General features: G+C 58.3%; 23 protein-coding genes. 11 read left to right on the forward strand and 12 right to left on the reverse strand.

The annotated features are described in order from the left end of the window. The first annotated feature begins 10 nt into the window (after positions 1-10). From AC1RMF_RS08905 to rsgA, 3 genes are read left to right on the forward strand one after another with little or no spacing between them, the layout of a single operon-like run. Positions 11-1,303, forward strand: a complete 1,293-nt coding sequence (locus tag AC1RMF_RS08905) for a M48 family metallopeptidase (protein WP_493141184.1) — start codon at positions 11-13, stop codon at positions 1,301-1,303. Between the two features lie 4 nt (positions 1,304-1,307). Further along, positions 1,308-1,640, forward strand: coding sequence for a 4a-hydroxytetrahydrobiopterin dehydratase (locus AC1RMF_RS08910; RefSeq protein ID WP_493141185.1), 333 nt, complete (start codon positions 1,308-1,310; stop codon positions 1,638-1,640). Between the two features lie 14 nt (positions 1,641-1,654). After that, the gene (rsgA, locus tag AC1RMF_RS08915) at positions 1,655-2,572 is read left to right on the forward strand and encodes a ribosome small subunit-dependent GTPase A (RefSeq protein ID WP_493141186.1); all 918 of its coding nucleotides are present in this window, start codon (positions 1,655-1,657) and stop codon (positions 2,570-2,572) included. Positions 2,573-2,584: 12 nt separating this feature from the next. On the opposite strand, the gene AC1RMF_RS08920 is transcribed toward rsgA, so the two are convergent. The 6 genes from AC1RMF_RS08920 to rpsP all read right to left on the reverse strand — a co-directional run bounded on the left by AC1RMF_RS08920 (position 2,585) and on the right by rpsP (position 6,413). Continuing rightward, entirely contained in the window at positions 2,585-3,508 is a 924-nt protein-coding gene (locus AC1RMF_RS08920) for a CobD/CbiB family protein (RefSeq protein WP_493141187.1), read from the reverse strand. A gap of 18 nt (positions 3,509-3,526) precedes the next feature. Continuing rightward, a complete protein-coding gene (locus AC1RMF_RS08925) occupies positions 3,527-4,201 on the reverse strand; it encodes a CoA pyrophosphatase (RefSeq protein WP_342616918.1) in 675 nt (224 codons plus the stop codon). A gap of 90 nt (positions 4,202-4,291) precedes the next feature. Further along, positions 4,292-4,666 (reverse strand): 50S ribosomal protein L19, encoded by a 375-nt coding sequence (gene rplS, locus AC1RMF_RS08930; protein WP_342621121.1) that lies wholly within the window; start codon positions 4,664-4,666, stop codon positions 4,292-4,294. 119 nt (positions 4,667-4,785) lie between these two features. After that, positions 4,786-5,529 (reverse strand): tRNA (guanosine(37)-N1)-methyltransferase TrmD, encoded by a 744-nt coding sequence (gene trmD, locus AC1RMF_RS08935; protein WP_493141188.1) that lies wholly within the window; start codon positions 5,527-5,529, stop codon positions 4,786-4,788. 10 nt (positions 5,530-5,539) lie between these two features. After that, positions 5,540-6,103, reverse strand: coding sequence for a ribosome maturation factor RimM (gene rimM / locus AC1RMF_RS08940; protein WP_342616916.1), 564 nt, complete (start codon positions 6,101-6,103; stop codon positions 5,540-5,542). Positions 6,104-6,161: 58 nt separating this feature from the next. Beyond that, positions 6,162-6,413 (reverse strand): 30S ribosomal protein S16, encoded by a 252-nt coding sequence (gene rpsP / locus AC1RMF_RS08945; RefSeq protein WP_342616915.1) that lies wholly within the window; start codon positions 6,411-6,413, stop codon positions 6,162-6,164. 122 nt (positions 6,414-6,535) lie between these two features. On the opposite strand from rpsP, the gene AC1RMF_RS08950 reads away from it, so the two are divergent. Together AC1RMF_RS08950 and AC1RMF_RS08955 are read left to right on the forward strand one after the other, a co-directional pair. Beyond that, entirely contained in the window at positions 6,536-7,060 is a 525-nt protein-coding gene (locus AC1RMF_RS08950; RefSeq protein ID WP_493141189.1) for a GNAT family N-acetyltransferase, read from the forward strand. Further along, positions 7,057-7,530 carry a hypothetical protein gene (locus AC1RMF_RS08955; RefSeq protein WP_342616913.1) on the forward strand — a complete coding sequence of 158 codons (474 nt, stop codon included), beginning with the start codon at positions 7,057-7,059 and terminating at the stop codon, positions 7,528-7,530. The genes AC1RMF_RS08950 and AC1RMF_RS08955 overlap by 4 nt, the downstream gene beginning before the upstream one ends. Here the strand turns inward: AC1RMF_RS08955 and AC1RMF_RS08960 are convergent. From AC1RMF_RS08960 to AC1RMF_RS08985, 6 genes are all read right to left on the reverse strand, one after another. Next, the gene (locus AC1RMF_RS08960) at positions 7,511-8,521 is read right to left on the reverse strand and encodes an inorganic phosphate transporter (protein ID WP_342616912.1); all 1,011 of its coding nucleotides are present in this window, start codon (positions 8,519-8,521) and stop codon (positions 7,511-7,513) included. The genes AC1RMF_RS08955 and AC1RMF_RS08960 overlap by 20 nt on opposite strands. A 22-nt stretch (positions 8,522-8,543) precedes the next feature. Continuing rightward, positions 8,544-9,191 (reverse strand): DUF47 domain-containing protein, encoded by a 648-nt coding sequence (locus tag AC1RMF_RS08965; RefSeq protein WP_342616911.1) that lies wholly within the window; start codon positions 9,189-9,191, stop codon positions 8,544-8,546. Positions 9,192-9,283: 92 nt separating this feature from the next. Beyond that, positions 9,284-9,652, reverse strand: coding sequence for a DMT family protein (locus AC1RMF_RS08970; protein ID WP_342616910.1), 369 nt, complete (start codon positions 9,650-9,652; stop codon positions 9,284-9,286). A gap of 80 nt (positions 9,653-9,732) precedes the next feature. Further along, positions 9,733-12,330 (reverse strand): bifunctional aconitate hydratase 2/2-methylisocitrate dehydratase, encoded by a 2,598-nt coding sequence (gene acnB, locus AC1RMF_RS08975; RefSeq protein WP_493141190.1) that lies wholly within the window; start codon positions 12,328-12,330, stop codon positions 9,733-9,735. 56 nt (positions 12,331-12,386) lie between these two features. Continuing rightward, positions 12,387-13,454 (reverse strand): HpcH/HpaI aldolase/citrate lyase family protein, encoded by a 1,068-nt coding sequence (locus tag AC1RMF_RS08980; protein WP_342621120.1) that lies wholly within the window; start codon positions 13,452-13,454, stop codon positions 12,387-12,389. A gap of 89 nt (positions 13,455-13,543) precedes the next feature. Continuing rightward, positions 13,544-14,530, reverse strand: a complete 987-nt coding sequence (locus AC1RMF_RS08985) for a malate dehydrogenase (protein WP_342616908.1) — start codon at positions 14,528-14,530, stop codon at positions 13,544-13,546. Positions 14,531-14,795: 265 nt separating this feature from the next. Here AC1RMF_RS08985 and AC1RMF_RS08990 point away from each other — a divergent pair, with 265 nt between their 5' ends. The 6 genes from AC1RMF_RS08990 to AC1RMF_RS09015 all read left to right on the forward strand — a co-directional run bounded on the left by AC1RMF_RS08990 (position 14,796) and on the right by AC1RMF_RS09015 (position 19,347). Further along, positions 14,796-15,536 carry a GntR family transcriptional regulator gene (locus AC1RMF_RS08990; RefSeq protein WP_342621119.1) on the forward strand — a complete coding sequence of 247 codons (741 nt, stop codon included), beginning with the start codon at positions 14,796-14,798 and terminating at the stop codon, positions 15,534-15,536. Positions 15,537-15,641: 105 nt separating this feature from the next. Further along, a complete protein-coding gene (sdhC, locus tag AC1RMF_RS08995) occupies positions 15,642-16,088 on the forward strand; it encodes a succinate dehydrogenase, cytochrome b556 subunit (protein ID WP_342616907.1) in 447 nt (148 codons plus the stop codon). 30 nt (positions 16,089-16,118) lie between these two features. Next, positions 16,119-16,484, forward strand: a complete 366-nt coding sequence (gene sdhD, locus AC1RMF_RS09000; protein ID WP_342616906.1) for a succinate dehydrogenase, hydrophobic membrane anchor protein — start codon at positions 16,119-16,121, stop codon at positions 16,482-16,484. A 51-nt stretch (positions 16,485-16,535) separates the two neighbouring features. Then, positions 16,536-18,326 (forward strand): succinate dehydrogenase flavoprotein subunit, encoded by a 1,791-nt coding sequence (gene sdhA / locus AC1RMF_RS09005; protein ID WP_493141191.1) that lies wholly within the window; start codon positions 16,536-16,538, stop codon positions 18,324-18,326. A 26-nt stretch (positions 18,327-18,352) separates the two neighbouring features. Next, complete coding sequence (locus AC1RMF_RS09010; RefSeq protein WP_342616904.1) at positions 18,353-19,057, forward strand: succinate dehydrogenase iron-sulfur subunit; 705 nt, start codon at positions 18,353-18,355, stop codon at positions 19,055-19,057. A gap of 8 nt (positions 19,058-19,065) precedes the next feature. Continuing rightward, the gene (locus AC1RMF_RS09015; protein WP_342616903.1) at positions 19,066-19,347 is read left to right on the forward strand and encodes an FAD assembly factor SdhE; all 282 of its coding nucleotides are present in this window, start codon (positions 19,066-19,068) and stop codon (positions 19,345-19,347) included. Position 19,348 lies beyond the last annotated feature (1 nt).

The raw sequence follows: 19,348 nt of genomic DNA on the forward strand, positions 1-19,348 counted from the left end.
ACTCAGCCGCATGACCGACGACTCCCTATTCACCCAGCTTTCGCTGGGGATGACCATTGCCTTTGCCGTTGCCCTAGTGGCCGGCTTGCTGCTCAAATTCTGGCTGGCCAGCCGACAGATTCGCCATGTGGCCCAACACCGGGGAGCAGTACCCGCGCTATTTGCCGACCGCATCAGTCTGCAAGCCCACCAAAAAGCCGCCGACTACACCCTGGCTCAGACCCGTTTCGGCTTGCTGGAACTGGCCTGGGGCGCCGTGGTGACGCTGGTGTGGACGCTGCTGGGCGGGCTTTCCTGGTTGAACCATCTCTTGCTGGGTGTGATGCAGCCCGGGCTGGCGCAACAAGTGGCCTTGTTGGGGGCATTTGCCGCTGCAGGCTTTGTGATCGACCTGCCCTTCTCCCTCTACAAGACCTTTGTGCTGGAACAGCGTTTCGGCTTCAACAAGGTCACGCCCGCACTGTGGCTGCAGGACACGTTGAAATCCATCCTGATTGGTGTCGTGCTGGGCGCCCCCCTGGCGACACTGGTGCTGTGGATGATGGGTGCCACTGGCACCTTCTGGTGGCTGTGGACCTGGGGCGTGTGGATGGGCTTCAACCTGCTGATGCTGCTGCTCTACCCCACCCTGATTGCCCCCTGGTTCAATAAATTTCAGCCTCTGGACAACGTGGAGCTCAAAGACCGGGTCACGCGGCTGATGGCGCGTTGCGGCTTTACCTCCAAAGGCTTTTACGTCATGGATGGCAGCCGGCGCAGCGCCCATGCCAATGCCTACTTCACCGGCTTTGGTGCGTCCAAACGCGTGGTGTTCTATGACACGCTGCTGGCCCAGCTCACGCCGGATGAAGTGGACGCGGTGCTGGCACACGAACTGGGGCACTTCAAGCACCGCCACATCATCAAGCGCATTGTTTCCATGTTTGCGCTGAGCTTGCTGGGGTTTGCCCTGCTGGGCTGGCTGAGCAGCCAGACCTGGTTTTATACCGGTCTGGGCGTGATCCCCAATCTGCGCGGTGCCAACGACGCATTTGCCTTGATCCTGTTCATGATGGTGCTGCCCTTGTTCAGCACGTTTGTGTCCCCGCTGTTTGCACAGCTCTCGCGCAAGCATGAGTTCGAAGCCGACGCTTACGCCATGGCGCAGACCAGCGGAGCGGACCTGTCCTCGGCACTGCTCAAGCTCTACCAGGACAACGCCTCCACGCTGACCCCCGACCCGGTGTATGTGAAGTTCTACTACTCGCATCCTCCAGCCACCGAACGCCTGGGGCGCATGCAAACACCCTTTGCCAATGCCTGAGCCCATGAGCACATCAACGCCCACCACGCAACGCCGCACCGTATTGAGTGCCACGCAAGTCATCGCCGGTCTGGCCAAGCTGGACGGCTGGAAGTTGCATGGCGATGGCAGCGACGTCGCCATTGAAAAGACATTCCATTTCAAGAACTTCCTCCGCACCATGGCCTTTGTGAATGCAGTGGCGTACCTGGCCGAACAGCAAAACCACCACCCGGAATTGCTGGTGGCCTACAGCAGCTGCAGCGTGCGCTTCCATACGCATGACGTACAGGGCATTACCCAGTCCGACTTTGCCTGTGCTGCACTGGTGGACGCGCTGATTCCACCTGCGACCTGACGGGCTGAAGACACTTGGCCTCCCCCACTCTTGAACCCGGCCTGGTCGTTGCCGGACATGGCCGCCACGTGCTGGTGGAAACGCCCGACGGCAGGCGGCTGATATGCCACCCGCGCGGAAAAAAAAGCCAGACCGTCGTGGGTGACCACGTGCTGTGGCAGGCCACGCAAGATGAAGGCACGATAGAGAAGGTGCTGGAGCGGCGCAACCTGTTCTACCGCCAGGACGAGATTCGCACCAAGTCCTTCGCCGCCAACCTGGACCAGGTGCTGGTGTTGATTGCGGCAGAACCCGAGTTTTCCGAGAGCCAGCTTTCGCGTGCACTGATCGCCGCCGAGGCGGAAAAAATCCAACCCATCATCGCTCTCAACAAAAGCGATTTGACCGAACCGTTTGGCCGTGCCTGGGAGCGCATGGCGGTATACCGCGACATGGGCTACCAGGTTCTGCCACTGGCATTGAAGCCCAAGGCAGGAGACACGGCAGCCACCGAGCTTGCCGACTTGATGCCCCTGCTGCGGGGCAAAACCACATTGATTCTGGGCCCCTCTGGCTCCGGCAAAAGCACCTTCATCAACCGCCTGCTGCCCGATGCCCAGGTGTTGACGCAGGAAATCTCCAGCGCACTGAATTCGGGCAAGCACACCACCACCAGCACCAGCCTGTATTGGGTAGGATCAGACAAGACCACCGCAGTGATTGATTCGCCAGGCTTTCAGGAATTCGGATTGCATCACATCGAGCCCATGCGTCTGGCCAGCCTGATGCCCGACATCAAGGCGCATGCGGGGGAATGCAAGTTCTACAACTGCAGCCATTTGCACGAGCCGGGCTGCGGGGTGCGCGATGCTTTGGCGCGGCAGCACATCAGCCCGAATCGCTACAAGATTTACGGCGACTTGTTCGCCGAGCTGTCACAGACGCGGTACTGAAGCGTTTGTTGCTCAGCCCAACAACCGGGCCAGAGAGAGCAGCACCAGAATCACCATCCACATCACCACGGTACGCCACACCAGGCCGACAAATGCACGCAGGTGCACCGACTGAGGTACTTGCTGGTCACCGCCTATTTCTTCCGGCTCACCCAACTGCACATTGATGGCTCCGGCAGTCGCCGCCAGGATGACGCCGTCGTTGTCTTCCGGGTAGCGCGCCGCATATTGGCGCCAGCTGTCCACCGCTTCCTCAAAACTACCCACGAACGCAAAGCCCAGCGCAGTGAGCCGCACAGGCACCCAGTCGGCCAGATACCAGGCCCGGTTGGCGCTGCCCTGAAAGGACGGGCTTACCGACAGATCGGTAGGCAGCAAAGAGCGGTTGACATAGCGGCCAACGTACTCGGCGATGCGGTAGAACACCGCGCCCGCAGGGCCCAGCCCTATGGCGGCCAGCACCGAATACCACGCCAGCACGCCGAACACGTGGCGGTGCGCCGATATGGCCGAATACTCGATGACATGCCGCACGATTTCGCTGTGCGGCAGCTCGCTGGCGTCTATGCGCATCCACTCCGCCAGCTTCTGGCGTGCTTGTGCTTCATCGCCCGAATAAAGCGCATCGCGGATCAAAGTGAAGTGGTGGCTGAATTGACGAAAACCCAGCGTCACATACAACACGGCGATGTTCCAGACTACGGCAGCGACCCAACCCAGCGTCCATACCAGCAGCCAATAGATGCCGCATGCCAGCAGCGCCGGAAAGACTACAGCCAGCGACCAGGTCAGCCAGCCATGATGTGCCTTGCCCGTGTCGAAGTTGCGCATCACCCAACGCACCCAGCCACGGTTGGCGTTGTGCACGGGATTCATCTGCCCCAAAGGCCGTGCCTGTTCCAGTAACAGCGCAAAAAGAATAGAGATAAAACTCATGGAATCATCATACCCAGCTCAGTCCAGCACAAAGCGGTAAAAGTTGCGCAACATGCCGGCTGTTGCGCCCCAGATGAAACGTTCCGCGCTGCCATCCTTGAAGGGCATGGACAGCCAGCGCCGCGTTACCCCGTCCAGGTCAATGACGTGATGCCGGTGATGGGCCGGATTCATCAAGAAGTCCAGCGGCACCTCGAATACGTCGGCGACTTCTGCCGCATTGGGGCGCAGCTCGAACGTGGGCTCCACAAGGGCCACTACCGGCGTCACGATGAAACCGCTGCCGGTGGTGTAGATCGGCATGGTGCCAATGACTTCCACGAACTGCGGCTCCAGACCTACCTCTTCCCGTGCTTCACGCAAGGCGGTGGCAATGGCGTCCTTGTCTTCTGGGTCCGCCTTTCCGCCAGGAAACGCAATTTGCCCGGAATGGCTGTTCATATGGACGGGGCGAAGCGTCAAAAGAACATGCAATCGCTCGCGCTTCACCAGCGGAATAAGTACCGAAGCGTGTGTGGGTTCACGCTCCACAAATTTGGCTTCCTTGCGCACCTCAGGCGTCCACACGTGCTGCGAGGCAAAGCGCTCTCTCAAGGCCTGAGGCTCCAAATGCGTCGGCAACGGGGCAGGCAAATGGCTGTCCACCGAGTGCACAGGTACGTCTTGCGGCTTGAAAGGGGGAATATGGGCCAAGTGAACGGATGGGTTGTTAGAGGTGCCGGTCGTAAAAAAACCGCCGCAGCGTTGAGCCGGGGCGGTTTACCAAAAGACAGCGTCGCAGATTTATGCGGCAGTCTTCTTGGCTGGCAGCTTTTCCTTGATACGTGCAGACTTGCCGCTACGGTCACGGAGGTAGTACAGCTTGGCGCGGCGCACGTCACCACGGCGTTTGACTTCGATGCTGGCAATCAGCGGGCTGTAGGTTTGGAACGTACGCTCCACGCCTTCGCCGCTGGAGATCTTGCGGACGATAAAGCCGCTGTTCAGACCGCGGTTGCGCTTGGCAATCACGACGCCTTCATAGGCCTGGACGCGCTTGCGGTTGCCTTCAACCACGTTGACGTTAACGACTACGGTGTCACCGGGAGCAAAGTCGGGGATGGTTTTTCCGAGACGGGCGATTTCTTCCTGCTCGAGTGCTTGAATGATGTTGGCCATGGTTTCCTTCAGGATCTTGGACGCGCCGTCATCGGGATTGATGACAATCATGACTTTCCTTATGAAAGCATGCCTGGCCGGCCAGAGGATCGGTTAGCCTGCCATTATAGCAAGCTTGGCTACAACTTGGAAAGGTATTGCTCGTCCTGCGGTGTGAGGCGGCCCTCCGAGCGGGCCCGCACCAGGAGATCGGGACGATTGCGCGCTGTCAGGGCAAGACGCTTTTCACGGCGCCAACGCTCGATGTTGACATGGTGGCCAGACAGCAGAATTTCAGGAACCGCTACACCACCCCAGACTTCAGGGCGGGTGTAATGGGGACAATCCAGCAACCCGTCCAGCGCGGGGTTGAAGCTGTCCTGGTGATGGCTCATGGGGTCGCCCAAGACTCCTGGCTGCAGCCGGGCAACGGCATCCAGGAGTGCCATGGCCGCAATTTCACCGCCCGACAGCACAAAGTCACCCAGACTTACCTGCATGTCCACATGGGCATCGATGAACCGTTGGTCCAGCCCTTCGTAGCGGCCACACAGCAGAATGGCGCCTTCTCCGGTAGCAAACTCGGACACCAGCGCGTGGTCCAGAACCTTGCCAATAGGTGAAAAAAGGACCACCGGAGCCTGGGTCTGGCGTTGCTCGCGAATGTGAGACAGGGTTTGTGCAAGCGGCTCGGCCATCATGACCATGCCAGGCCCGCCACCAAAGGGGCGGTCATCGACACGCCGATAGGCGCCTTCTGCAAAATCCCGGGGATTGGTCAGCTGTACATCCACTTGCCCAGATTCAAAGGCGCGACGTGTGATGCCTGTGGTCAGTAAGGGCGCGAACAGTTCGGGAAAGAGCGTGATGACGTCAAAGCGCATGGGCTGAACGTCAGTAGTCAGTCTGCCAGTCGACACGGATGCGCCGTGCTGACAGATCCACATCATCTACATAGGCCGACACAAAGGGAATCATGCGTTCCTTGGGTTTGCCTTCTTCCAGGTATTCCAGCACCAGCACGGTTTGTGGTCCGGTCGACAACAGTTCGCGCACGGTTCCCAGTGGCTCATCCTGGCGATTGACGACATCCAGACCCAGCAAATCTACCCAGTAATACTCATCGGCAGCTGCCGTGGGGAAACTGGCGCGGGGAACAAATATGCGTGCGCCACGCAAGGCCTCCGCAGCGGTGCGGTCCGGCACATCCTGCGCCGACGCTACGACGGAGTCCGAGTGCTCCTTGGCTTCTTTGATGACCAAGCGTACGCACCCCTCAAAGGTTTTGGCACCTTTTTCTGTGGGCAACAAAAACCAACGCTTGGAGGAGAACAGCGCTTCCGGGTCTGCGCTATAGGGCAATACCTTGAACCAGCCCTTGATACCCCACGCATCCGCAATTCTTCCCACCTCGATGGCATCTGCTGGCATTTCAGCAGATTCGAGTCCGGCAAGCATGGGGCGTGGAGGAGTGGAAAACGAGGGCATCAAACGACACCCCCATTCTCAGGAGACATCAAGCTGCTTTTTTGGCAGCTTGGAGGATCAGGCGTTCCACCGTAGGGGAAGCTTGCGCACCCACACCGCGCCAGTAGGTCAGGCGATCCTGCGCAATGCGGATGCTTTCCTCGTTGGCAGTGGCGATCGGGTTGTAAAAACCGATGCGCTCGATGAAGCGTCCGTCACGACGGGTGCGCTTGTCTGCCACAACAATGTTGAAGAATGGGCGTGCTTTTGCACCACCGCGAGAGAGTCGAATGACGACCATGGTTTATCCTTTGGGTGACCGACAAAAATATCCGGCCAATAAATTCAAAGTTTGAGACACGCAACTGGCCACCCGGCCAGTGACACTTCGAATAGCCTTCCATTATATCTTTTTCTGTGTTCATGACCACCATTCGACCCGCTACTGAGAACGACATACCTGTCATCACGGCCATTTACCGCCATCACGTGCTGAATGGAACCGGCACTTTCGAGACCACACCCCCTGAAGAAAAGGAAATGGCAGGACGCCGGGCCGATGTCCTCGCCAGGAATCTGCCCTATCTGGTTTTGGAAGAAAACTCCATCGTTCGGGGCTTTGCCTATTGCAACTGGTTCAAGCCGCGCCCGGCCTATCGCTTCTCTGCGGAAGACTCCATTTACCTAGCCCCGGACGCCGCAGGCAAAGGCTACGGGCGTTTGCTGCTGACCGAACTGATGGCGCAGGCAGAGCGTGCGGGTGTACGCAAAATGCTGGCGGTCATTGGCGACTCACAAAATTTGGGCTCCATTGGCGTGCACCGCAGTTGCGGATTCACCCACATTGGCGTGATGCGCAGCTGTGGCTGGAAATTTGATCGCTGGCTGGATGTGGTTCTGATGGAGCGCAGCCTGGGATTGGGCGACAGCACGGCGCCCGCGCCATGAGAAACAAAACCATTGCAGTCTGGCTCACCTTGGTTGCCGGTCCCTTGGGCCTGCACAGACTTTATACCGCAGGGCGTTTCGATCGCCTGTCCTGGACGTTGTTGCTGCCCACGCTGGTTGGTGGCTATGGCGTCATGCGCGCCCGTGAACTGGGACTAGACGACCACCTGAGCTGGCTATTGATACCCTGGATTGGGTTGAGCGTCGCGGTCACGTCCCTGACCGCCATCATGTACGGCCTGATGGAGTCGGAAAAGTGGAATACGCGCTTCAACCCGGGATTGGAAACCACTGACCCGGCTGGTCAATCCGGCTGGCTCACGGTTGCCGGCGTAATTGTGGCATTGCTGCTGGGAGCCACAGTGTTGCTGTCGAGCATTGCCTTCAGCTTCCAGCGCTACTTTGAATACCAGGCAGAGGATGCTGGAAAGACAGCCTCCTCAGCCAGCTTCAGAATACCTGCAGGCTGATCCAGTAAGCAATCGCTGCCACAAATGCGCTGGCGGGAATGGTGAGCACCCAGGCCCACACGATGTTGCCAGCCACACCCCAACGCACGGCGCTGGCACGCTGGGTGGAGCCCACACCAACAATGGCTCCAGTGATGGTGTGGGTGGTGGACACCGGCACGCCAATGGCGGTGGCCAGGAACAATGTCAGCGCCCCACCGGTTTCGGCGCAGAAGCCGCCTACCGGTTTGAGTTTGGTGATCTTCTGACCCATGGTCTTGACGATGCGCCATCCACCGAACATGGTGCCGGCACCAATGGCCATGTAGCAGCACACAATGGCCCAAGTGGGAGGCGAGGTATCGGTGGCTGAAACATAACCAGTTGCGATCAGCAGCATCCAGATAATGCCAATGGTCTTCTGTGCATCGTTGCCGCCGTGGCCCAGGCTATAGGCACCAGCCGAAATCAGCTGCAACCGGCGGAACCACTTGTCGATTTTCGAAGGCCGCATGCGCCTGAAGGTCCAGGCCACTATGACCATCATCAACGAGCCCAGAACAAATCCCAGCAGGGGCGACACAAAAATGAACACCACGGTCTTCCAGATGCCGGCTGCCACCAGAGAACCAGCACCCGATTTTCCAATCACTGCTCCCACAATGCCGCCGATCAGCGCATGTGAAGAACTGCTGGGAATTCCGTAATACCAAGTGATGACATTCCAACTGATGGCGCCCACCAATGCGCCGAACACCACATGGGTATCCACCACACCGGGTTGCACAATGCCTTTACCCACTGTGGCCGCCACACTCAGGTGGAATACGAAAATCGCCACAAAGTTGAAGAAGGCCGCAAACAGAATGGCCTGACCCGGCTTCAAAACACCGGTGGAAACGACGGTAGCAATGGAGTTGGCCGCATCGTGAAAACCGTTCATGAAGTCGAAAATAAACGCCAGCGCAACCAGCAGCATCACCACCCAAAGGGCTGTCTGTACATGTTCCATGACCTGAAATCCGCTTGGAGGGTCAGGAGTTTTCGAGGATGATGCCCTCGATCACATTGGCCACGTCTTCACATTTGTCGGTGATGGTTTCCAGCAGCTCGTAGATGGCCTTGAGCTTTATGACTTCTCGCACATCGGGCTCTTCGCGAAACAGTTTGCTCATGGCCGTGCGCATGACACGGTCGGCATCAGACTCCAGGCGGTCGATTTCTTCACAGGTCTTCAGTGCCGCCTCGGCCGTGGACTGATCGGCAATATGCTCCAACAACTTGACCACGTCGCGCAGGCGTTCGCAGCACTTCACGCTCAAATCGGTAAGACGTACGATTTCTTCCGTCATGTGGCGCACGTCGTACAAAGCCATGGTTTCAGCGGAGTCCTGGATCAGATCCGCCACGTCATCCATGGTGTTGATCAGCGAGTGGATCTGCTCGCGGTCAATCGGCGTGATGAAGGTCACGTGAATGGCCTTGTTGCATTCATGCGTGACGCGGTCGGCGGCGCGCTCGGCGTTATCCACCTCCTGGTTGTACTTGTCCCGCAGACTCAGGTCACTGTAGTTCGCAACCAGCTTGGAGAAAGCCTGGGCTGCCTCAACAATGCGATCTGCATGCTGATTGAACATTTCAAAAAAATTGCCCTCACGGGGCAAAAGCTTTCCAAACAGCATCAATAACTCCTGACAGAAAAATATGTCAAATATTTGACAATATTGCTACAGACAGGAGTTTAACCGCCCCAGGGAAGCCTGCGCTTGCGATCTCAATGGCCCCTGAAGATAAAGTAAACGGCGCCGACCATGCACAGACCAGCCCAGAGGAAGTCCAGCTTGAAAGGTTGTTTGAGGTACACCATGGCAAACGGCACGAAGACCGCCAATGTGATGACCTCCTGGATGATCTTGAGCTGAGCCACCTGAAAGCCGGCCTGCTGAAATCCAATTCGGTTGGCCGGTACCTGCAGCAGGTACTCGAAAAGCGCTATTCCCCAGCTGACCAGGGCGGCCATGTACCAGGGCGCATTGGCCATATTCTTCAAATGCCCGTACCAGGCAAACGTCATGAAAACATTGCTGGCAACCAGCAGAAGAATGGCCTGTACGGAAAGGGGGATGGAGCTGATGAGGTTCATGCGTAATTATCCAACGCAGCCTCCACCATGAAAAAAGCCCTGTGGCAAAACCACAGGGCTTCATCCGGAATGTGACGCTATCAGGCGGTCACACTATCCTTCACAGTAGCAGCAGAGTCAGTGTAGTCACTGATCTTGTCAAAGTTCAGGTACTGGTACACCTTGTCGCTCGCAGCAGTCAGCACCCCCATGTCGGTCAGGTACTCTTCCTTGGTCGGAATGCGTCCCAGCTTGGAGCAGATGGCAGCCAGTTCGGCGGAGCCCAGATACACGTTGCTGTTCTTGCCCAGACGGTTGGGGAAGTTACGGGTGGAGGTTGAGAACACGGTAGCGCCCTCCTTCACCTGCGCCTGGTTGCCCATACACAGGCTGCAGCCCGGCATTTCCATGCGGGCGCCAGCTCCACCCAGAACGCCGTAATGGCCTTCGTCGCTGAGCTGCTTGGCATCCATCTTGGTGGGCGGTGCAATCCACAGCTTGACAGGGATGTCGCGCTTGCCTTCCATCAGCTTGGACGCTGCACGGAAGTGGCCGATATTGGTCATGCAGGAGCCGATGAACACTTCGTCGATCTTGGCGCCGGCAACTTCCGACAATGTCTTCACATCATCGGGATCGTTGGGGCATGCCACGATAGGTTCATGGATATCGGCCAGATCGATTTCAATGACGGCCGCGTAGTCGGCATCGTCGTCGCCCTTGAGCAATTCGGGGTTCTTCAGCCAGGCTTCCTGTGCCGCGATGCGGCGAACCAAGGTACGGGCGTCGGAGTAGCCATTGGCAATCATCCACTTCATCATGGTGATGTTGCTGTTGATGTACTCGATGATCGGCTCCTTGTTCAGGTGCACGGTACAGCCTGCGGCAGAGCGCTCTGCGGATGCATCGGACAATTCAAATGCCTGTTCCACCTTCAGATCGGGCAGGCCTTCGATTTCCAGAATACGGCCGGAGAAGATGTTCTTCTTGCCCTTCTTCTCAACCGTCAGCAAACCAGACTTGATGGCGTACAGAGGAATCGCATTGACCAGATCGCGCAGGGTAACGCCGGGCTGCATCTTGCCCTTGAAACGCACCAGCACAGACTCCGGCATATCCAGTGGCATCACGCCGGTGGCTGCAGCAAAAGCCACCAGACCGGAGCCGGCCGGGAAGCTGATTCCGATGGGGAAACGGGTGTGGCTGTCGCCACCGGTGCCCACGGTATCGGGCAGCAGCAGGCGGTTGAGCCAGCTGTGGATCACGCCGTCACCAGGACGCAGGGAAATACCACCACGTGTGCTGATGAACTCAGGCAGTTCGTGGTGCATCTTCACGTCCACCGGCTTGGGGTACGCCGCCGTGTGGCAGAAGGACTGCATCACCAGGTCTGCGCTGAAGCCCAGGCACGCCAGGTCTTTGAGCTCATCGCGGGTCATCGGACCGGTCGTGTCCTGAGAGCCCACCGATGTCATCTTGGGTTCGCAATAGGTACCGGGGCGCACGCCTTGGCCTTCGGGCAGACCGCAGGCACGGCCAACCATCTTCTGGGCCAGGCTGAAGCCTTTCTTGGTATCTACAGGATTCTGTGGCAGACGGAACAGCGTGGATGGCTTCAGGCCCAGGGCTTCACGCGCCTTGGCGGTCAGACCCCGACCAATGATCAGGGGGATACGGCCGCCAGCACGCACTTCGTCAAACAGCACTTCACTCTTGACCTGGAAAGAAGCGATTTCCTTGCCATCCTTGAAAGCCTTGCCTTCGTACGGACGCAGCTCGACCACGTCACCCATGTTCATCTGGCTCACATCCAGCTCGATAGGCAGCGCGCCCGCATCTTCCATGGTGTTGTAGAAAATGGGAGCGATTTTGGTACCCAGGCAAACGCCGCCAAAGCGCTTGTTGGGCACAAAAGGAATGTCTTCGCCAGTGAACCAAAGCACCGAGTTGGTTGCGGACTTGCGGGAAGAGCCGGTACCGACCACATCACCCACGTAGGCCACCAGGTTGCCACGGGCGCGCAGGTCTTCAATGAACTTGATGGGGCCGCGCTTGCCGTCTTCTTCAGGCGTAATCCCGTCGCGCTTGTTCTTCAACATGGCCAGAGCGTGCAACGGAATGTCGGGGCGGCTCCAGGCGTCGGGGGCGGGAGACAGATCATCGGTGTTGGTCTCACCCGTGACCTTGAAAATGGACACCGTGATGGACTTGGGTACTTCGGGACGGCTGGTAAACCATTCGGCATCAGCCCAGCTTTGCAGCACGGCCTTGGCGAAGGTATTGCCCTTGTCCGCCTTTTCCTTGACGTCGTGGAACTGGTCAAACATCAGCAGAGTCTTCTTGAGGCCTTCGGCAGCCTGGGGAGCAACTGCTGCGTCATCCAGCAGGTCTACCAACGGGCTGATGTTGTAGCCGCCCAGCATGGTGCCCAGCAACTCGGTGGCGCGTTCACGGCTGATGAGCGAACACTTTTCGGTGCCGTGGGCCACGGCAGCCAGATAGCTGGCCTTGACCTTGGCAGCGTCATCCACACCGGCGGGAACGCGATGCGTGATCAGTTCCACCAATGTGGCTTCTTCGCCGGCCGGCGGAGCCTTCAGGAGTTCTATCAATTCGCCCGTTTGCTTGGCCGACAGCGGCAGCGGGGGAATACCCAGTGCGGCACGTTCTGCCACATGTTCACGGTAAGACTTCAACATACTCGACACTCCTTCATTGGTAACTAAATGGGTTTCTAACGTGGCCTGCCATCCACTCAGCTGGCAAGCGACAAATCGGTCGAAAAATAGGCATGCATCTCGTCTGGCAGAGTACACCCCGTCTGGTTTGCACGCTCTAGCAACTGCCAGAAGTACCTATAGCTGGCGCGGTCATGCAACTTTCCTGCCATGGAGATCGGCGCCCATTCCTGACGCGCGGCTTCCAGAACGATGTTGCATGCCAGTTCCACTTCTGCTTCAGTCGGCGAAAAGGCCTTGAGAATCGGTCGGATCTGGTCGGGATGAATGCTCCACATGCGCGTATAGCCAAAAGCGTTCGCCGCCACGCGCGCCGCCTGTTCCAACGCCCTGCGGTCGCGAAACTCGGTCACCACGCAGTGCGACGGAACCTTTCCAGAGGCATGGCACGCCGAGGCGATTTCCAGCTTGGCACGCACCACCAAAGGGTGATGGAACTGGTCCAGCGTCACCGCGTCCTGATCGCTGCGCACGCCCATTGCCGTGGATGGAATCGCACCACCATGCGCAGAGACAAAGTCCATGAGGCCAAAACTGACCGACTCCACCCGGGCGTGGGCCGCGATTTCAAATGCGCGCTGCACCGCTGCAGGGGACTCAATCAGCACATGCAGTGGTAACGGGGACTGGCGTTTGTCGCCTACCGCAGCATCGATTGCCGCAACCGCAATATCCACGTCCGCAACCGACTCCACTTTGGGGATCATGACGTAGGCCAGCGACGCTGCAGCACCTGCAGCCACAATGGCGACATCCGAATCAAAAGACGGGTGGTCCACCGCATGCAGACGCGCCCCAACCCGATTCCTCACATGTTGCGAACGCGATCCGGCCAACGCAGCGTTGGCCAAGACCACGACGCAGTGGGCTTGCTCGACTTCAGCGCCTGCAGGGGCGCCGTCTTCGCAGTCCAGCGTAACGTCAAACATGCAGGCACCGAACTCCTCCGACATCTCAGCCTGCAGCTGCAGGCTTTTCTTCATCCGCGCTTCCACGCCGCTGTAGTGGTCGCACACCGGCAGGAAGCCGCTGGCACCCTGTGCACCCAACAGCACTTCGCGCGGATGAAGAGAGGGCTTGGTCAGCCCGACACCGCTCACGGAAACACCTTCGCACGTCGCACTACGGTGCGAGCTAGCTTGGGTTGGTCCGGCGCAGTGCTCACAAGCGGCTCTTACAGCAGGTGCTTAACGCCGTCTTGCTCGCCGATCAGTTCGGCCAGCGTCTTGTCGATGCACTTCTGGCTGAACTCGTCGATCGCCAGACCATCAACCACCTTGTATTCACCACCTTCGCAGGTAACGGGGAAGCCGAACATCACATCCTTGGGGATGCCATATTGGCCGTCAGACGGAATACCCATGGTGACCCACTTGCCGTTGGTGCCCAGGGCCCAGTCACGCATGTGGTCGATGGCGGCGTTGGCCGCAGACGCTGCAGAAGACAGACCGCGCGCTTCGATGATGGCAGCACCGCGCTTGCCCACGGTGGGCAGGAAGGTGTTGGCATTCCACTCTTGGTCATTGATCATGGCGGCAACGCTTTCACCATTGATGGTGGCGAAACGGTAGTCGGCGTACATGGTGGGAGAGTGGTTGCCCCACACCGTCAGTTTTTCGATATCGGCCACGGCCTTGCCGGTCTTGGCTGCGATCTGGCTGGCCGCACGGTTGTGGTCCAGGCGCAGCATGGCGGTGAAGTTCTTGCGTGGCAGGTCAGGAGCGCTCTTCATGGCAATGTAGGCATTGGTATTGGCGGGGTTGCCGACCACCAGCACCTTCACATTGCGGCTGGCCACTGCATTGAGTGCCTTGCCTTGTGCCGTGAAGATGGCGCCATTCACCGCCAGCAATTCGGCACGTTCCATGCCGGGACCGCGGGGACGCGAGCCAACCAGCAGAGCGTAGTCGGCATCCTTGAATGCGGTCATGGGATCGCTGTGCGCAGTCATGCCCACCAACAGGGGGAAAGCGCAATCGTCCAGCTCCATCATCACGCCCTTGAGCGCCTTTTGTGGGCCTTCAACCGGCACTTCCAGCAATTGCAGAATGACGGGTTGGTCCTTGCCCAGCATTTCGCCGGAAGCGATGCGGAACAAGAGGGCATATCCGATTTGGCCAGCGGCCCCGGTGACGGCTACGCGAACAGGCTTTTTGCTCATGGTGGTACTCCAGGAAGGTTATTAAACAGAAACTGCCCAGAACCCAAGCAACACGGTTTGAGCCCTGCAGATTGCCTGCGAGTGTACCCCTGAACACAGGTTTTCGTCAATTTGTCTTATGTCTTATATAAGATATGATTGGGGAAATTTCCAGGCTGACTCGAGACTGACATCGAACCCCGTTTTACGCGATCTTTTGATGACCACCGCAGACCATTCCAGCGATAGCGAAGCTCTGAGCAGCCTCACCGAAGGCGTCGCTGCGATGCCCGCTGTTTCCACGCCTGCTTTCAGTCCGCTGTACCAGCAAATCAAGACATTGATCCTGCAAAGCCTGCAGGCCGGCGAGTGGAAACCCAGCGCTGCGATTCCCAGCGAAATGGACCTGGCAGTGCGCTACAAGGTCAGCCAGGGCACGGTCCGCAAAGCCATCGATGAACTGGCAGCGGAAAACCTGCTGGTGCGCCGTCAGGGCAAAGGTACATTTGTCGCAACGCACGCCGAGCAGCAGGTGCGCTACCGATTCCTGCGCCTGATACCCAACAGCGGAAACATGCAAAGCGAAGGCCCGGCACAGCGCCAGATCGTGGACTGCAAGCGTGTACGCGCGACGGCCGAGGTCGCCAAGGCGCTGGCCATCCGCCAGGGAGAGTCGGTACTGCAAGTGCGCAGGGTCCTTTCCTTTGCGTCGGTACCCACCATTCTGGAGGACCTGTGGTTGCCGGGAGCAACGTTCAAAGGATTGACGGCAGACCGTCTGCGCGCGCACCAAGGGCCGATGTACGCTTTGTTCGAGACCGAGTTTGGTGTTCGCATGGTGCGTGCAGACGAAAAAATCCGCGCAGTCCTGCCAGATGTTGAGCAATGCACTTTGCTAAAGATTAGCGCGCAAACTCCGCTGCTCAGCGTTGAACGAATTGCCTACACCTACAACGATGTTGCAATGGAATTGCGTCGCGGTCTGTACCTGACCGATACGCACTACTACCAAAACACATTGAATTGAGTGCAGGCATGCAAGTCCAATGTCAGAATGATGCGGTGCAATAGAATTTTGCTTCTTCGCGTCATAATTACACAGCCGTTACATCCCCCTAAAAGAAAGCAATTCATGACTGACCTCGCATCGTCCGGCCGCACGCAACGACCTGAATTTCGCAACATCAACGCCCTCACTGATCTCCCCTCCTACAAACTCCCTCCTGCAGGCATTGTTTCCATTCTGCACCGTGTCAGTGGTGCCATTCTGTTTGTGCTGATGCCTTTCATCATCTGGATGTTTGATGCGTCTGTGTCGTCCGAATTTTCCTTTGCGCGCTTCACCCACGTGTTCGCCGCAGGTGTCGGTTTTCTTCCCGGTTGGTTCATCAAGTTGGTTGCTCTGGCCATCATCTGGTCCTACCTGCATCACTTCGCCGCCGGCATTCGCCACTTGTTCATGGACATCAACCACGACGCCGTGACCAAGCAATTCGGCCGCTCTTCTGCCCTGACGGTTCTGGCCGTATCCCTGCTGTTGACCGCAGTACTGGGAGCCAAGCTGTTCGGTCTGTACTGATCTCCCGCAAAATCAAACAAGGAAACACAAATGGCAGTTAACTACGGTTCCAAACGCCTCGCCGTCGGCGCACATTACGGTCTGCGCGACTGGCTGGCCCAACGTGTCACCGCAACCCTGATGGCCCTGTTCACCTTGATCCTGCTGGAACAGGTGATCTTCAACAAGGGCCCCATGGGCTACGACAAATGGGCTGGCATTTTTTCCGGCCAGTGCATGAAGTTCCTGACCTTTGTGGTCATCATCGCCCTGCTCTACCACGCCTGGGTTGGCATCCGCGACATCTGGATGGATTACGTGAAACCTGTGGCCGTGCGACTGACCTTGCAGGTTCTGTCCATTGTCTGGCTGGTCGGCTGTGCCGGCTGGGCCATCCAGGTCCTGTGGCGCGTTTGATCGCCCACGCCATCCGCACCTTACAAGCCCCACACACTTAGGCACTCACTCATGGCTTACCAAGTTACCAAAAGAAAATTTGACATCGTTATCGTCGGCGCAGGCGGCTCCGGCATGCGCGCATCGTTGCAACTGGCCCGCGCAGGTCTGAACGTTGCTGTTCTGTCCAAGGTATTCCCCACCCGTTCGCACACGGTTGCCGCCCAAGGTGGTATTGGTGCATCGTTGGGCAACATGAACGACGACAACTGGCACTACCACTTCTACGACACCGTCAAGGGTTCCGATTGGCTGGGCGACCAGGACGCCATCGAATTCATGTGCCGCGAAGCGCCCAAGGTCGTGTATGACCTGGAACACATGGGCATGCCGTTCGACCGCAATCCTGACGGCACGATCTACCAGCGTCCGTTTGGTGGCCACACCGCCAACTACGGCGAAAAGGCCGTGGAGCGTGCGTGTGCAGCCGCTGACCGTACCGGTCACGCCATGCTGCATACCCTGTACCAGCAAAACGTTGCGGCCAAGACCAGCTTCTTTGTCGAGTGGATGGCACTGGACCTGATCCGCGACTCTGAGGGCGACGTGGTGGGCGTGACGGCACTGGAAATGGAAACCGGTGACGTACACATTCTGCAAGCCAAGACCACCTTGCTGGCTACCGGTGGCGCAGGCCGCATCTTTGCCGCATCTACCAACGCCTTCATCAACACCGGTGACGGCCTGGGCATGGCCGCTCGTGCTGGCATCCCGCTGGAAGACATGGAGTTCTGGCAGTTCCACCCCACCGGCGTGGCCGGTGCTGGCGTGCTGCTGACCGAAGGCTGCCGTGGCGAAGGCGCCATTCTGCTCAACAGCAATGGTGAACGCTTCATGGAACGTTATGCACCTACGCTGAAGGATCTGGCTCCGCGCGACTTCGTGTCCCGCTCCATGGACCAGGAAATCAAGGAAGGCCGCGGCTGTGGCCCGAACAAGGATCACGTGCTCCTGAAGCTCGACCATCTGGGCGCCGAGACCATCATGAAGCGCCTGCCCTCTGTGTTCGAAATCGGTCACAACTTCGCCAATGTGGACATCACCAAGGAGCCGATCCCTGTGGTGCCCACCATCCACTACCAGATGGGTGGCATCCCCACCAATGTCAATGGCCAGGTGGTCGTGCAAAAGGGCGATGTGAATAGCCATGTGGTCAACGGTCTGTACGCCGTGGGCGAATGCTCCTGCGTGTCGGTGCATGGCGCCAACCGCCTGGGCACCAACTCCCTGCTCGACCTGTTGGTGTTTGGCCGAGCTGCGGGCAACCACATTGTTGAATTCAACAAGACCAGCAAGGAACACAAGGACCTGCCCAAGGATGCGGCAGACCGCACGCTGGAACGCCTCTCGCGTCTGGACAATGCGTCCAGCGGCGAATACGCCCAGGATGTGGCCAACGACATCCGCGCCTCCATGCAGCAGCACGCTGGCGTGTTCCGTACCCAAAAGAGCATGGATGAAGGCGTGGTCAAGGTGGCCGAACTGCGCAAGCGCGTGGGTGCCATCAACCTCAAGGACAAGTCCAAGGTGTTCAACACGGCTCGCATTGAAGCGCTGGAAGTCGACAACCTGATCGAAGCCGCACAGGCCACCATCGTGTCTGCCGCTGCCCGTCATGAAAGCCGTGGCGCCCACACTGTGGACGACTACGCCGACTCCGCCGAATTCCCCAATGGTCGCAACGACAAGGAATGGCACAAGCACACGCTGTGGTACAGCGAAGGCAACCGCCTGTCCTACAAACCCGTCCAGATGAAGCCTTTGACTGTGGACTCCGTGCCACTCAAAGTCCGCACGTTCTAAAGCGCCACTGAAGCGAGATCACGAATATGACCAAACGCATTTTCTCCATTTACCGTTACGACCCGGACAAGGATGCCAAGCCTTACATGCAGGACATCGAGGTGGAACTCGACGGCCACGAGCGCATGCTGCTTGACGCCCTCATGAAGCTCAAGGCGATTGACCCCAGCATCTCCTTCCGCCGCTCCTGCCGCGAAGGCGTCTGCGGTTCGGACGCCATGAACATCAATGGCAAAAACGGTCTGGCCTGCCTGACCAACATGCGCACGCTACCTGGCAAGATTGTCTTGAAGCCCCTGCCCGGCCTGCCCGTGATCCGCGACCTGATCGTGGACATGACGCAGTTCTTCAAGCAGTACAACTCGATCAAGCCCTACCTGATCAACGGCACCATTCCGCCTGAAAAGGAACGCCTGCAAAGCCCCGAAGAGCGTGAAGAGCTCAACGGCCTGTACGAGTGCATTCTGTGCGCCAGCTGCTCCACCAGCTGCCCGAGCTTCTGGTGGAACCCAGACAAGTTCGTCGGCCCTGCCGGTCTGCTGCAGGCCTACCGCTTTCTGGCCGACAGCCGTGACGAAGGCACGGCTGAACGGCTGGACAACCTGGAAGACCCATACCGTCTGTTCCGCTGCCACACCATCATGAACTGTGTCGAAGTCTGCCCCAAGGGTCTGAACCCCACCAAGGCCATCGGCAAGATCAAGGAAATGATGGTCCAGCGTACCGTCTAAGGATTGCAGTGACCCAAGCAACCCTCATTGATGAACGGGCTCTTAGCAAGCTGCAATGGCGCTGCCGCCGTGGCTTGCTGGAAAACGACCTGTTCATCGAACGCTTCTTTAAGCGGTTCGGTGCCACGCTCACCGTCCGCCAGGCGGATGCGCTGGGTGCACTGATGGAATTGAGCGACAACGATTTGTTGGATGTGCATTTGGCACGGAAATCGCTGTCGCAGGTGGACGCCCAACTCGACACCGAAGATGTGCGTGAAGTTTTAAAAATGTTGAGAGAACCTCTCTGAA

The organism is Rhodoferax sp. GW822-FHT04A08 (assembly GCF_058801025.1).